Here is a 13,482-nt window from a genome sequence, read left to right as displayed (position 1 = left end):
CGGCGTCCGTCGGGCGGCGTGGGACGCACGCGATCATGCTGCCGCGGTGATCGCGGCGGCATGAAAAAAGCGCCCGAAGGCGCTGTGTCAGGAGGACGATCCGCTTCCGGAGGTTCCGGAGGTCGGCGGCGGTGACGCCGGCGATGCGGACACCGCGGTATCGCCGTCGGAGTCGGTGGCGGCCGGCGTGGCCGGCTTCTTGCGCGGGCGTCCGCGTTGGCCCGGGGCCACGCGACGGCTGGCGGTGTGGGCCAGGCTGGCGATGAAGCTCGGGCCGCCCAGCGCCCACTGGCCCGAAACGGCCTGGTCGATGCGCTGGCTTTCCTCGCGCGACAGGCCGTCCTGCAGGCGCTTGCGGTAGTTGGCCTGGCGATCGAACGGCGTATTGCCGCAGGCCCAGTAGTCGGCGTGGTCGGACTGCCACTGCGCCGGCGCGGCCGTGGTGTTGCCGGTATGGCTGGAGGCCGAGGACCAGGGCCAGGAATCGGGATCCTGCGAGGCGCCGCTGCGCACCGGATAGGTCTCCAGCCAGACCAGCGCGGGCAGCACCCAGGCGCCGGGTTCGAGCAGGGCCGATCGGTAGCGGCCGGCGAACACCCGGCCGCCGCGCAGGCGCGCCGCCAGGTTGCGGCCCAGCGTCTGCATCAGGCGCGGCAGGCCTTCCTCGTCGGCGGGGGTGGCCAGCAGCAGGATGCGGTCGTTGGCGAGCAGCCAGCCATGTACCGACACGCGGTGGCGCTGGGCGGATTCGCCCAGCCACGTGGCTAGCTGGTTGAGGATATCGGCCGGGGCGGGCTGTGATGCCGCCGCCAGCGGCTGAATGAAGTTGGCCTGCACCAGTTGGGGCAGCCCAGGGGCGTACAGACGGGGCAGACGGGCCATAGTGTCAGGGCTTGCGCTTCCAGAAGAACGGGTTGTCTTCTCTCACGTATATAAATAGTGCCACGGTGAACGCTGGTCAAGCCCCGCGATCACAATATGGGCGCGGAATCGCTACTTTTTGTGGAAAGGACTCCAATTCGGGCAGGTTAACATTCGGCGACGGATCCTCGTACCGTGGATATACCCTAATTCCGGCCGAATTTTCTTCAGCCTCAGACCCGGAGACTTCCCATGCCCGCCTCCCTGGAACTCATTTCCCAGCATCGTTGTTTCGGGGGTTCGCAGCGCTATTACCGCCATGAGTCGGCCGAGATCGGCCTGCCGATGCGGTTTTCGGTGTTCATCCCGCCGCAGGCCGGGCACGGCCCGGTGCCGGTGCTGTTCTACCTGGCCGGCCTGACCTGCACCGAGGAAACCTTCATGATCAAGGCGGGCGCCCAGCGCCTGGCCGCCGAGCTGGGCGTGATGCTGGTGGCGCCCGACACCAGCCCGCGCGGCGCCAACGTGCCCGGCGAAGACGAAAGCTGGGACCTGGGCACCGGCGCCGGCTTCTACCTGGACGCCACCACCTCGGCCTGGCGCACCCACTACCGCATGGACAGCTACGTGACCCGCGAGCTCCATGGCATCGTCACCACCGCCCTGCCCGGCGACGCCGCGCGCGTCGGCATCTTCGGCCACTCGATGGGCGGCCACGGCGCGCTGGTGCTGGCGCTGCGCAATCCGGGCAAGTTCCGCTCGGTCTCGGCGTTCGCCCCGATCGCCGCGCCCAGCCAATGCCCCTGGGGCCAGAAGGCGTTCGGCGCCTACCTCGGCGAGAACCGCGACGACTGGGCCGCCTACGACGCCTCGGCGCTGATGCGCGGCCTGCGCCAGCCGTTCCCCGGTGGCATCCTGCTCGACCAGGGCAGCGCCGACCAGTTCCTGGCCGAGCAGTTGTATCCCGAGGTATTCGAGGCCGCCTGCGCCAGCGCCGGCCAGCCGCTGGTGCTGCGCCGCCAGGAAGGCTACGACCATGGCTATTACTTCATCTCGACCTTCATCGAGGATCACATCCGGTTTCACGTCGAGCGGCTTGGAAAGCCGGCCGCCTGACGCCCCGCTTCTATACTGGGCGGCCTGCCGTGGCAGGCCCGCGGCGTCCCCCGCCCGGTCCCCGGCCGTGGCGTTCTTTGTATAGGACCGCCTGATTTGATCAACGGAATCGCTCCCTTCGTCTGGATCCTGCTGGCCGCGGTGGTCGTCTTCCTGCCGGGCCTGGCGATGCTGCTGGGCAAGGGCGGCCCGCGCGACGAGCGCGGCCGGCGCACCTTCCAGTTCCGGCCCGTGCGGCGCGTGTTCGGCCTGTTGCTGCTGTTGCTGGGCGGCGTGTCGGGGCTGCTGGCGCTGTCGCTGGTGCAGTTCTTCAAGCTGACCACCGACGAACCCGTCGCCCGGATCGAGATCCGCCAGCAGGCGGAAGGCCAGTTCCAGGTCAGCGCCAGCGCGCCGGGCGTGGGCACCAAGCAATACGTGCTGTATGGCGACCAGTGGCAGATCGACGCCCGCGTGGTGCGCTGGCGCCTGCCGGCCCTGATGGCCGGCGTGTCGCCGCTGTACCGCCTGGAACGCCTGTCCGGCCGCTACAGCGACGCCGCGCGCGAGGCCTCGGCGACGCGTTCGGTGCATGCGCTGGACGACTGGCCGGCGCCGGACCTGGGTTCGCTCAAGCAGAGCTTCCCGAACTGGTTCCCCTTCGTCGATGTCCAATTCGGCAGCGCGGCCTACATGCCGCTGTTCGACGGCGCGAAGTACCAGGTCTATATGGATCCGCGCGGCGCGCTGTTCGCCCGTCCGGATGGCGACGCCACCGCGGCCGGGCTGAAACGCCTGGGCTGGTAGCCGGGACATCCGGCCCGCGATTGCGGGCGAAGCGGACCCGGCCCGCCAGGGCGCTGGCGGCCACGCGCCCGATGCGGATTTAAAATGGGGACGTGTCATTGAATGGAAACTTTGACGCGCCGCAATAGTCGAATTAGCACTCCCTTTACTAGAGTGCTAACATCGAATCCATGTCTTTACCCCTTCGCTTTCCGGAGACCGCTGCAATGAAACAACCCAGTACCTCGTTGGCCACTTCCGGCAACGCCCTGGCGTTGGCCATCGCCAATCCGGGCGCGCTCGGCACGATCGATGCCTACATCTCGGCCGTGAACCGCCTGCCGGTCCTGTCGGCCGAACGCGAAACCGAACTCGGCCGCCGCCTGCGCGACAGCGAAGACCTGGGCGCCGCGCGCGAACTGGTGCTGTCGCACCTGCGCCTGGTGGTGTCCGTGGCGCGCCAGTACCTGGGCTATGGCTTGCCCCACGCCGACCTGATCCAGGAAGGCAACGTCGGCCTGATGAAGGCCGTCAAGCGTTTCGACCCCGAGCGCGGCGTGCGCCTGGTGTCGTTCGCCGTGCACTGGATCAAGGCCGAAATCCACGAATACATCATCCGTAATTGGCGCCTGGTCAAGGTGGCGACCACCAAGGCCCAGCGCAAGCTGTTCTTCAACCTGCGCAGCATGCGTCCGGACGGCCAGACGCTGGACCCGGAACAGGTCGACCACATCGCGCGCGAACTCAACGTGCGCCGCGAAGACGTCAGCGAAATGGAAGTGCGCCTGTCCGGCCGCGACATGTCGCTCGAGAACCAGGACGACGATGACGACAGCTACGCGCCCATCGCGTACCTGTCCGACGAAGGCCGCCAGGAGCCGACCCGCGTGCTGGAACGCGCCGCGCGCGACCAGCTGCAGAGCTCGGGCCTGTCGAGCGCGCTGGAAGCGCTCGACCCGCGTTCGCGCCGCATCGTCGAAGCCCGTTGGCTGCAGGACGACGGTGGCGCCACGCTGCACGAACTGGCGCAGGAATTCGGCGTGTCGGCCGAACGCATCCGCCAGATCGAGGCCGCCGCGTTGAAGAAGATGCGCGGCAACCTGGCCACCTGATTCCCCGCCGCATCCATGCCAAGGGCCGCGATTCGCGGCCCTTTTCTTTTGCTTCGCCGGCTGGGCGCGCCCCGGGGAAGGGGTGGCGGCGGCCGTTGTCACGACGCACCAATAAATTGATACAAATTCGCCGCGAAATAACGCTCGATTCCAGAAACTTAATGAAGTGGGCACCGCCTAACTTCACGTAGACCGCAAACTTTGGTTGGCAGTCTTGTCATCCGTCTCGGCTTCTCCTCTTTCCCCTCCCCTATGAGACGGATGCTTGCGGGGCACCACGCATATGGTGCCCCGTTTTTTATTGCGCGCGCGAAACGCGCGGCCCCGCTCAGGCCGCCTGCGCGCTGGCCGGGCCGGGCTGCGCCGCATGCCACAGCGCGTCCTGCACGCGTCGCACGCCGGTGGCCATCGAGCCATCCTGGTAGAGCTTGATCCAGCGATAGCCGGGGGCGAGGTTGTCGACCACGTGCTTGCCGTCGCGAATGCTGAACTGGAAGCAGGTGGACGGCGTGGCCAGCATGCGCAGGTTGTGGCGGCGGCGGTCGAATTCGTGGTGCACGTGGCCCCACAGCAGCACCCGCACCTGCGGCCAGCGCGCCAGCAGCTTGAACAGCGCCTGCGGGTTGTCGATCATCATCGAGTCATGCCAGTGGCTGTCGATCTGCATCGGGTTGTGGTGCATGGCCAGCAGCGTGTGCCGTCCGGGCGCCTCGGCCAGCGCGGCTTCCAGCAGGTCGAGCTGGCTGTCGGGCAGGTGGCCGGCGTTCGAGCCGGGCACGGTGGTGTCCAGCGAGACCACGCGCCAGGCGCCCACGTCCGTCACCGGCACCGACCACTCGGGCAGTTCATGGCGCATCGCCACGGGCAGGTCGTGGTTGCCCGGCAGGCAACGGATCCGGGCGCCTTCCAGCGCCGGCGCGGCGCCCAGGATGGCGGCCAGGCGTTGGTAGGCGGCGGGTTCGCCATCCTGGGACAGGTCGCCGGTGGCCAGCAGCAGGTCAGGATGCTTGCCGTCGGCCTCGATCTGGCGCAGCACGGCGCGCAGGCTGGCGTCGGTGTTGACGCCGAGCATCACGGTGTCGGGCTCGCCGAACAGGTGGCAATCGGTCAGCTGGACGAGCATGGCCGGGGCGTCGGTGCGCCGGGCCAGGGTATGGACGCGTGCCAAGTGCGGCTCCTGCGAAGTTTCTGCACGGCCCCTACCTTACCGAAAATTCGTGTCCCGGCGCGTATCGCCTGGCTCGATCGGGGTAACGAAACGTGCGCCGGAAATATCTGTTCGCCGGAATCGACAGGAAAACCCGCTATTCTTGTGGAACTTTTCACAAGCTTCATGATCGGGACGCGGCGTTATCCATGGATGTAGGTTTTCTCGTATTCGGTCTGGCCGGGCTGTTGACCCTGGTGTGCTTCATGCCGCCGCTGGCTGGCCGCCTCAAGCTGCCCTACTCGGTGCTGCTGGCTATCGTCGGCTGCTTGCTGGGTATCATCGTGCACGTCCATGGCTGGGCGCCGAGCTGGATCGGCGACTTCCTCGACTCGCTGGAACGGTTCGAGATTTCCTCCGAGACCTTCCTGATGGTGTTCCTGCCGGTGCTGCTGTTCGAGACCGCGCTGTCCATGAACGTGCGGCGCCTGATGGACGACATCGGCCCGATCCTGATGATGGCGATCGTGGCGGTGGTGGTGTGCACCGTGGTGGTGGGCGTGACGCTGGACGCGATCTCGCCTTATGGCCTGGTGGTCTGCCTGCTGCTGGGGGCCATCGTGGCGACCACCGATCCGGTGGCGGTGGTGGGCATCTTCCGCGAAGTGGGCGCGCCCAAGCGCCTGACCACGCTGGTCGAGGGCGAAAGCCTGTTCAACGACGCCGCGTCGATCGCCTTGTATTCGGTGCTGCTGGCCGTGCTGGGCGGCCATGGCGAGCTGACCGTCAGCGGCATCTTCAATGACTTCATCGTGCACTTCATCGGCGGCGGCATCGCCGGCTTCGCCATGGGGCGGCTGGCCTGTTTCCTGTTCGCCTGGCTGCGCGGCTTCCCCACGGCCGAGATCACGCTGACGCTGACGCTGGCCTACCTGTCCTTCTTCATCTCCGAGCACTACCTGAACGTGTCGGGCGTGGTCGCCACGGTGATCGCCGGCCTGGTGGTGGGGTCGACCGGCCGCACCCGCATGTCGCCGACCACCTTCGAATACCTGTCGAGCGCCTGGGAACAATTCGGCTTCTGGGCCAATTCCCTCATCTTCCTGTTCGCGGCCATGCTGATCCCCAAGCTGATGGCGGCGGCCGACTGGCAGGAACTGGTGCTGGTGGCGGTGGTGTTCGTGGTGACGCTGGTGGCGCGGGCCATCGTGGTGTTCGGCCTGCTGCCGCTGCTGGGGCTGACCAAGCTGGGCACCAAGGTCAGCAACCCATACAAGGTGGTGATGCTGTGGGGCGGCCTGCGCGGCGCGGTGTCGCTGGCCCTGGCGCTGGCCGTGACCGAGCAGACCGGCGTGGCCGAAGAGGCGCGCCAGTTCATCGCGGTGGCCACCACCGGCTTCGTGCTGCTGACGCTGTTCGTCAATGGCATCAGCCTGCGGCCGCTGATCCGCATGCTGGGGCTGAACCAGCTGTCGCCGGTCGAGCGCACCATCCGCAACCAGGCGCTGGCGGTGGCGCTGGAGGACCTGCAGGGCAAGACCGAGGAAGTCGCCAAGACCGAACACATCGGCAGCGAGGTGCGCGACCGCATCCGCGCCGTGTTCGACGCCAGCCTGACCAGCGTGCATGACGGCCAGGTCAGCCAGATGAGCGACGAGCAGCGGGTGGCGGTGGGCCTGGCGATCGTGGCGCAGCGCGAGGAGGAAATGTTCTTCGACATCCTCAAGGCGCAGATCGTCGACTGGCGCATGGCGGAAACGCTGCTGGCGCGGGCCGAACGGCTGGAGGACGCGATCCGCATGGGCGGGGTGCCGGGCTTCGAGCGCGCCATCATCGCCGACGTGCGCTATTCCTCGGGCTTCCGGCTGGCCTTGCGGCTGCATTACCTGTTCGGTTTCCAGGGGTGGCTGGCGCGCGAGCTGGGCCATCGTTTCGCCAACCTGATGAGCAAGCGGTCGGTGGCGCAGCGCCTGATCGTGTTCGCGCGCGAGCAGATCACGCCGCTGCTGGGTGAAACCGCCACGCAGCGTATCGTGTCGCTGCACCAGCGCCGCCTGGACCTGATCGAGAACGCCATGCAGGCGTTGAACCTGCAATACCCGTCGTACGCGCAGTGGCTGCAGGAAAGCTACCTGGGCCGGGTGGCGCGCGAGCTGGAGCGGATCCGCTACCGCGACATGCTGGAACAGTTCCTGATCAGCGGCGAGGTCTACGCCGACCTGATGGCGCAGTTGAAGAGCCGCTGGGCGCATATCGACACGCACCCGCCGCTCGACATCGAGATGAGCGCGGCCGACCTGATCAACCGCGTGCCGCTGTTCGAAGGCTTGTCGGCCGATTCGCTGCGCGCCATCAGCAAGCTGCTCAAGCCGCGCCTGTCGCTGCCCGACCAGCGCGTACTGACCAAGGGCCGCCACGGCGAAGAGATGTGTTTCGTGGCGTCGGGCGCGGTGGCGGTGCACCTGCCGGACAACACCATGATCGAACTGGGCAGCGGCGAGTTCTTCGGCGAACTCGGCCTGCTGGGCGAGCAGCAGATCGCGCCCGAGGTGACCTCGCTGGGCTACAGCAAGCTGTTGATGCTGTCGTCGCGCGATTTCCATGCCCTGCTGGCGCGCGACGAGCACCTGCGCGAGCGCATCCAGGTGGTGGCCAAGCAGCGCCTGCGCGCCATCGAGGTCTGGAAGCAGTTCTCGCAGGCCAACGCGGCGCCGGCGCCCGCTCCCGCGCCGGCCTCGGCGCTCACGCCGTCACAGGCGGCGGAAGCGGCCGAGGCCGCGGGGGCGCAGAACGGGCTCGATACGCGGGCGGTGCAGGCGCTGCGGGCCGCCGATCCGGGCGCGTCGGTGGCGCTGCCGGCCGATGCGCGCGAGCCCGAGCCGCAACCGCGCCCGCAGCAGGTCGAGACGCGCGCCGCGCCGTGGCAACAGGTGGAGACGCGTCACGCCGACGCGCACAAGGCCGAGGAGCGCAAGGCCGAAACGGGCGAGACGGACCCGGCGCCGGGAGGCGCCAGCGCCTGATGCGGGGAGGTCCGCGCCGGCAGTCCGGCGCGGTCGAGTCGCGCGCCCGCTGATTCGCGCCCTTTGGGCGTCCAGTCAGCCCGCGCGCCGCGCCGGCTCAGATTTCGCCGGCCGCGCGGCGCTGCATGATGTCTTCGAGGATCACCAGCGCCGCTTCCAGCGTGAATTCACCGTCGGCCACGCGCCGTACCACGGTGTCGACGTCGGCGGCCGCGATTTCCATCACTTCGCCATCGCGGTTGGCGGGCCGCGCGTTGGCCGCCAGCACGCAGGTGCTGGTCAGCACGTCCTCGACCTGGTAGCCCTCGGGCAGGCGGCGGTGGATGCGCAGGATGGTGCGCAGCGGCGAGCGCTGCGCCAGGTCCGGCGCGTCCAGGCCAGCTTCCTCGCCGCATTCGCGCACCAGCGCAACGTCCAGGTCTTCGCCGCGGCCGGCCAGGCCGCCCACCAGGGTGTCCCACATGCCGGGGTCGGTGGATTTGCTGAGCGCGCGCCGCGCGATCCAGATGCGGCCATCGGGCGTCCAGGCGTTCAGGTGGACGGCCTTGGTCAACAGGCCCAGCGGCCGCATCGCCGCGCGTTCGATGACGCCGAGCGCGATATCGCCATCCAGCACATCGAGCAATTCATCGCGCCAACCGCGCAGGCAGTTGGCTTGGCGCAACAGTTGCGCGGCCTGTTCGAGCACCGCGTCGAGGGCGGGACCGGGCGACAGCGTCGCGCCGATGCGCAATGCATCGGCATCGGCCTCGATGTGAGCGGCGCCTTGCAAGGCATCGCAGGCGGCATGCGTGGCCCAGCCGCAGCGGCGCCCCGCTATATAGAGCGCGTGCGCGCCAACCGGGGCGGGCTCCTGGGCCCGTACGCTCAGGGCGGCATACAGATCGGACAGCTGTTTGGGCATCGTGAGGCAGTGTTAATAAGACTGTCCACGATTTTATGCCACCCCTGTTTACCCTGGGTCGTGAACGAACGCGCACAGATGGGGGCAGGCGGTATGAATTCAAGAGCACAAACTTACATCCATTTGCGCGTCCGCTATAATCCGCCAGTTTCTTTGTGATTTCGAGTGGGAACGCGGGGGCCGCTCTATCTCCCTGCTTAACCCTGCCATCTAATAATTGCGCGTAGTCCTGTTGCAGTGACATCCGTGCCACTAGGCGACAAGGGCCCTCGCGCCGTGTTTCGAGGTAAGCATGAAGAAGTGGAGAGGGATACTGGGCGCTTGTGCGCTGCTGATTGGCAGCGTGGCCGTCGCTCAGGTGCAAGACATGCCCGGCGGCCCGAAGGTCAATCAGCTGAACCTGCACGAAGGCGTCACGCAGATCACGCGTGATGTCATGTGGTTGCACTGGCTGCTGCTCACGATCTGTATTGTGATTTTCGTGGGCGTCTTCGGAGTGATGTTCTACTCCATCTGGGCGCACCGGAAATCGCGCGGACACAAGGCCGCGACCTTCCACGAACACCTTGGCGTGGAAGTGGCCTGGACGGTCATCCCCTTCATCATCGTTATCGCCATGGCGCTGCCGGCCACCAAGACGGTCGTCGCCATGAAAGACACTTCCAGCGCCGACCTGACCGTCAAGGTCACCGGCTACCAGTGGAAATGGGGCTACGAATATCTCGACGGCTCCGCCGCCGGGATCAAATTCCTGGCCACCCTGTCGACGCCACGCGCCCAGATCGAGAACCGCGAGCCCAAGGGCCAGTTCTACCTGATGGAAACGGACAACCACATGGTGGTGCCCGTGGACAAGAAGATCCGCGTGATGTTGACCGCCGCCGACGTCATCCACTCGTGGATGATTCCCGATTTCGGCGTCAAGCAGGATGCCATCCCCGGCTTCCTGCGCGATGCGTGGTTCCGCGCCGAAAAGCCCGGTATCTACCGCGGCCAGTGCGCCGAGCTGTGCGGCAAGGACCACGCGTTCATGCCCATCGTCGTGGAAGTCCTGTCGCAACCGGACTACGATAAGTGGGTTGAAGACCAAAAGAAGAAGATGGCGGCAAACGCCGACGATCCCAATAAAGAGTGGACGGAAGCCGAACTGGTTGCCCGTGGCGAGAAGGTCTTCGCCGCCAATTGCGTGGCCTGTCACCAGGCCAACGGCAAGGGCATCCCGGGCAGCTTCCCCGCGCTCGACGGAGACAAGGTTGTCCTGGGCCCGAAAGCCGCCCAGATCAACACCGTGCTGAAGGGCAAGCCCGGCACCGCCATGGCGGCGTTCGGGCCCCAGCTCAATGATGTCGAGATCGCCGCGGTCATCAGCTATACGCGCCATGCCTGGAGCAACGCCGGCAAGGGGCAGGACCCGACAGTGATGCCGAAGGACGTGGCGGCCGCGCGTTGATCGCGCCCCGCTTTCCCATCGCCAGAGCTGGTTCCGTTTAGTCAGAGATACCCTGCCGGTTCCGTGGAACGGGGCCGGCACTCAGCAGGAAGGAGTCCATCATGAGCAGCGTCACTGTAGACCACGTGTCGCCGGGCCACGGCCACGGTCACGATGACCACCACCACGCCATGCCCACCGGCTGGCGCCGCTGGCTTTTCGCCACCAACCACAAAGACATCGGGACGATGTATCTCATCTTCTCGTTCGTCATGCTGCTCGAAGGCGGCACGCTGGCGCTGTTGCTGCGTACCGAGCTGTTCGAGCCGGGCCTGCAGTTCTTCCGCCCCGAGCTGTTCAACCAGTTCACCACCATGCACGGCCTGATCATGGTGTTCGGCGCCATCATGCCGGCGTTCGTGGGCTTCGCGAACTGGATGATCCCGATGCAGATCGGCGCGTCCGACATGGCCTTCGCCCGCATGAACAACTTCAGCTTCTGGCTGCTGCCGGTGGCCGCGATCATGCTGACGGCCTCGTTCTTCGTGCCGGGCGGCGCCACCGCCGCCGGCTGGACGCTGTACGCGCCGCTGTCGCTGCAGATGGGCCCGGGCATGGACCTGGCCATCTTCGCCATGCACATCATGGGCGCGTCCTCGATCATGGGCGCCATCAACATCATCGTGACCGTGCTGAACATGCGCGCGCCCGGCATGACGCTGATGAAGATGCCGCTGTTCTGCTGGACCTGGCTGATCACCGCGTTCCTGCTGCTGGCCGTGATGCCGGTGCTGGCCGCCGCCATCACCATGGTGCTGACCGACCGCCACTTCGGCACCGGCTTTTTCAACGCCGCCGCCGGCGGCGACCCGGTGCTGTACCAGCACGTGTTCTGGTTCTTCGGGCACCCCGAGGTCTACATCATGATCCTGCCGGCGTTCGGCATCGTGTCGGCCATCGTGCCCGCGTTCGCCCGCAAGAAGCTGTTCGGCTACGCCTCGATGGTGTACGCCACCGCCTCGATCGCCGTGCTGTCGTTCATCGTGTGGGCCCACCACATGTTCACCACCGGCATGCCGGTGACCGGGCAGCTGTACTTCATGTACGCCACCATGCTCATCTCCATCCCGACCGGGGTGAAGGTGTTCAACTGGGTCGCCACCATGTGGCGCGGCTCGATGACGTTCGAGACGCCGATGCTGTTCTCGATCGGCTTCATCTTCGTGTTCACCATGGGCGGCTTTACCGGCCTGATCCTGTCGGTGGCGCCGATCGACATCCAGGTGCATGACACGTATTACGTGGTGGCCCACTTCCACTACGTGCTGGTGGCCGGCTCGCTGTTCGCGCTGTTCGCAGGCACCTACTACTGGCTGCCCAAGTGGACCGGCCGCATGTATAGCGAAAAGCTGGGCAAGGTGCATTTCTGGTCGACGCTGATCTCGTTCAACGTGACCTTCTTCCCGATGCACTTCCTGGGCCTGGCCGGCATGCCGCGTCGCTACGCCGACTACGCCGCGCAGTTCACGACCTTCCACCAGATCGCCACCATCGGCGCGTTCTGGTTCGGCCTGTCGCAGCTGATCTTCCTGTGGGCGGTGCTGCGTTGCTACATGGGCAAGGGCGAGAAGGCCACGGCCAAGCCGTGGGAAGGCGCCGAAGGGCTGGAATGGACGGTGCCGTCGCCCGCGCCGTTCCACACTTTCGAAACGCCGCCCGAAGTCAAGTGAGCGCCGATTCCAACCCCGCAACAGGCAGCATGGCAATGACCCCCGAGCAGCGCCGACGCAACAAGATCGCAGGACTGATTCTGCTGGTATTCGTCATTGCCGTTTTCGCCTGGACCGTGTTCCGCGGTTCGGCGCTGTTGACGGGCAAGGCCATCGGCGGCTAGCGAACCATGAGCGACGACCTGCGTGAATCCGCCCAGCGCAAGCTGAGTTTTCTTCAGACGATGAAGGCGGTGGCGTGGGGGTTTTTCGGCGTCCGCAAGGGCGCGGGCTACCGCGAGGACAGCGCCAGGCTCAATCCCGTCCATGTGATCGTGGCGGGATTGTTGGCGGCGGCGATCTTCGTGACCGTGCTGGTGTTAATTGTGCGTTGGGCGGTATCCAGCCTGACTTGAATCACTTAATTCTATAAATCAGTACCAGGGAGAAAGCCATGAGTGCAAGCCACTCGGTTCAAGGTAAAGAGGCACCCTATTACTACGTGCCCGCCGATTCGGGGCATCCCGTGCGCACGGCCGTGGCGCTGTTGCTCATGGGCCTGGGCGCCGCGGGCTGGATCAACGGCGTGAGCTGGGCCAAGTGGTCGGTGCTGGTCGGCTTCATCGCGCTGATCGTGGTGCTGTACTACTGGTTCGGCGACGCCATCCAGGAATCCGAAGCCGGCATGAACAGCAAGCGCATCGACGGGTCGTACCGTTGGGGCATGAGCTGGTTCATCTTCTCGGAAGTGATGTTCTTCGCGGCGTTCTTCGGCGCGCTCTGGTACGTGCGCACCATCACCACGCCGTGGCTGGGCGACATGGACCACCGCCTGATGCTGTGGCCCGACTTCCAGGCGGTGTGGCCCAACTTCGGCCCGGCCGGCGTGGTCGAGCACTTCCAGACCGTGGGCCCCTTCTGGCTGCCGACGATCAACACCGCGCTGCTGCTGAGCTCGGGCGTGACGCTGACCATCGCCCACCATGCGCTGCGCGAGAACCATCGCGGCAAGACCATGTTCTGGCTGGCCGCCACGGTCATCCTGGGGTTCATCTTCGTGGCCTGCCAGGCCGCTGAGTACCACCACGCGTACACCGAGCTGAACCTCAAGTTCAATTCGGGCGCCTATGGTTCGCTGTTCTACATGCTGACGGGCTTTCACGGCTTCCACGTGATCCTGGGCGCCACGATGCTGACGGTCATCCTGATCCGCCTGATGCGCGGCCATTTCACCGCCGACCATCACTTCGGCTTCGAGGGCGCCGCCTGGTACTGGCACTTCGTGGACGTGGTGTGGCTGGGCCTGTACCTGTTCGTCTACTGGTTCTGAGGCGGGGGCCCGGCGCCGCCGGGCCGGTCGGCCGGACACGGGGCGAGGCTGGCGGGCCGCCGGGAAACACCGGCGCCGCGGGCCTC

At 66.5% G+C, this 13,482-nt stretch carries 12 protein-coding genes; 9 read left to right on the top strand and 3 right to left on the bottom strand.

Annotated elements, in window-relative coordinates; genetic code table 11:
- Positions 1-87: 87 nt before the first annotated feature.
- Complete coding sequence (locus I6I07_RS06095; RefSeq protein ID WP_198485996.1) at positions 88-882, bottom strand: hypothetical protein; 795 nt, start codon at positions 880-882, stop codon at positions 88-90.
- A gap of 231 nt (positions 883-1,113) precedes the next feature.
- Between I6I07_RS06095 and fghA the strand changes: the two genes are divergently transcribed.
- The 3 genes from fghA to rpoH all read left to right on the top strand — a co-directional run bounded on the left by fghA (position 1,114) and on the right by rpoH (position 3,854).
- Positions 1,114-1,977: an S-formylglutathione hydrolase gene (gene fghA / locus I6I07_RS06090; protein ID WP_198485995.1), complete on the top strand. Its 864-nt coding sequence runs from the start codon at positions 1,114-1,116 to the stop codon at positions 1,975-1,977.
- A gap of 96 nt (positions 1,978-2,073) precedes the next feature.
- A complete protein-coding gene (locus I6I07_RS06085; RefSeq protein ID WP_198485994.1) occupies positions 2,074-2,763 on the top strand; it encodes a hypothetical protein in 690 nt (229 codons plus the stop codon).
- A gap of 206 nt (positions 2,764-2,969) precedes the next feature.
- The gene (gene rpoH / locus I6I07_RS06080; RefSeq protein WP_198485993.1) at positions 2,970-3,854 is read left to right on the top strand and encodes an RNA polymerase sigma factor RpoH; all 885 of its coding nucleotides are present in this window, start codon (positions 2,970-2,972) and stop codon (positions 3,852-3,854) included.
- Positions 3,855-4,182: 328 nt separating this feature from the next.
- On the opposite strand, the gene cpdA is transcribed toward rpoH, so the two are convergent.
- Positions 4,183-5,022 carry a 3',5'-cyclic-AMP phosphodiesterase gene (gene cpdA, locus I6I07_RS06075; RefSeq protein WP_198485992.1) on the bottom strand — a complete coding sequence of 280 codons (840 nt, stop codon included), beginning with the start codon at positions 5,020-5,022 and terminating at the stop codon, positions 4,183-4,185.
- 188 nt (positions 5,023-5,210) lie between these two features.
- Between cpdA and I6I07_RS06070 the strand changes: the two genes are divergently transcribed.
- Complete coding sequence (locus I6I07_RS06070) at positions 5,211-8,024, top strand: cation:proton antiporter (protein WP_198485991.1); 2,814 nt, start codon at positions 5,211-5,213, stop codon at positions 8,022-8,024.
- A gap of 97 nt (positions 8,025-8,121) precedes the next feature.
- On the opposite strand, the gene I6I07_RS06065 is transcribed toward I6I07_RS06070, so the two are convergent.
- Entirely contained in the window at positions 8,122-8,928 is an 807-nt protein-coding gene (locus tag I6I07_RS06065; protein ID WP_198485990.1) for an NUDIX hydrolase, read from the bottom strand.
- Positions 8,929-9,220: 292 nt separating this feature from the next.
- Here I6I07_RS06065 and coxB point away from each other — a divergent pair, with 292 nt between their 5' ends.
- The 5 genes from coxB to I6I07_RS06040 all read left to right on the top strand — a co-directional run bounded on the left by coxB (position 9,221) and on the right by I6I07_RS06040 (position 13,396).
- Positions 9,221-10,378, top strand: a complete 1,158-nt coding sequence (gene coxB, locus I6I07_RS06060; RefSeq protein WP_035359862.1) for a cytochrome c oxidase subunit II — start codon at positions 9,221-9,223, stop codon at positions 10,376-10,378.
- 101 nt (positions 10,379-10,479) lie between these two features.
- Complete coding sequence (gene ctaD, locus I6I07_RS06055; protein ID WP_006392369.1) at positions 10,480-12,087, top strand: cytochrome c oxidase subunit I; 1,608 nt, start codon at positions 10,480-10,482, stop codon at positions 12,085-12,087.
- 35 nt (positions 12,088-12,122) lie between these two features.
- Positions 12,123-12,251, top strand: a complete 129-nt coding sequence (locus I6I07_RS06050) for a cytochrome oxidase small assembly protein (protein WP_006392370.1) — start codon at positions 12,123-12,125, stop codon at positions 12,249-12,251.
- Between the two features lie 6 nt (positions 12,252-12,257).
- Complete coding sequence (locus I6I07_RS06045; protein ID WP_006392371.1) at positions 12,258-12,482, top strand: DUF2970 domain-containing protein; 225 nt, start codon at positions 12,258-12,260, stop codon at positions 12,480-12,482.
- Between the two features lie 38 nt (positions 12,483-12,520).
- On the top strand, positions 12,521-13,396 hold the full coding sequence (locus I6I07_RS06040; RefSeq protein WP_006392372.1) for a cytochrome c oxidase subunit 3: 876 nt from the start codon (positions 12,521-12,523) through the stop codon (positions 13,394-13,396).
- The last annotated feature ends 86 nt before the right edge of the window (positions 13,397-13,482 follow it).

The sequence above is a fragment of the Achromobacter deleyi genome, from assembly GCF_016127315.1.
Classification (GTDB): Bacteria; Pseudomonadota; Gammaproteobacteria; order Burkholderiales; family Burkholderiaceae_B; genus Achromobacter; species Achromobacter insuavis_A.
The sequence above is the reverse complement of the archived record's forward strand: the minus strand, read 5'-3'. Positions and strand labels throughout refer to the sequence as shown.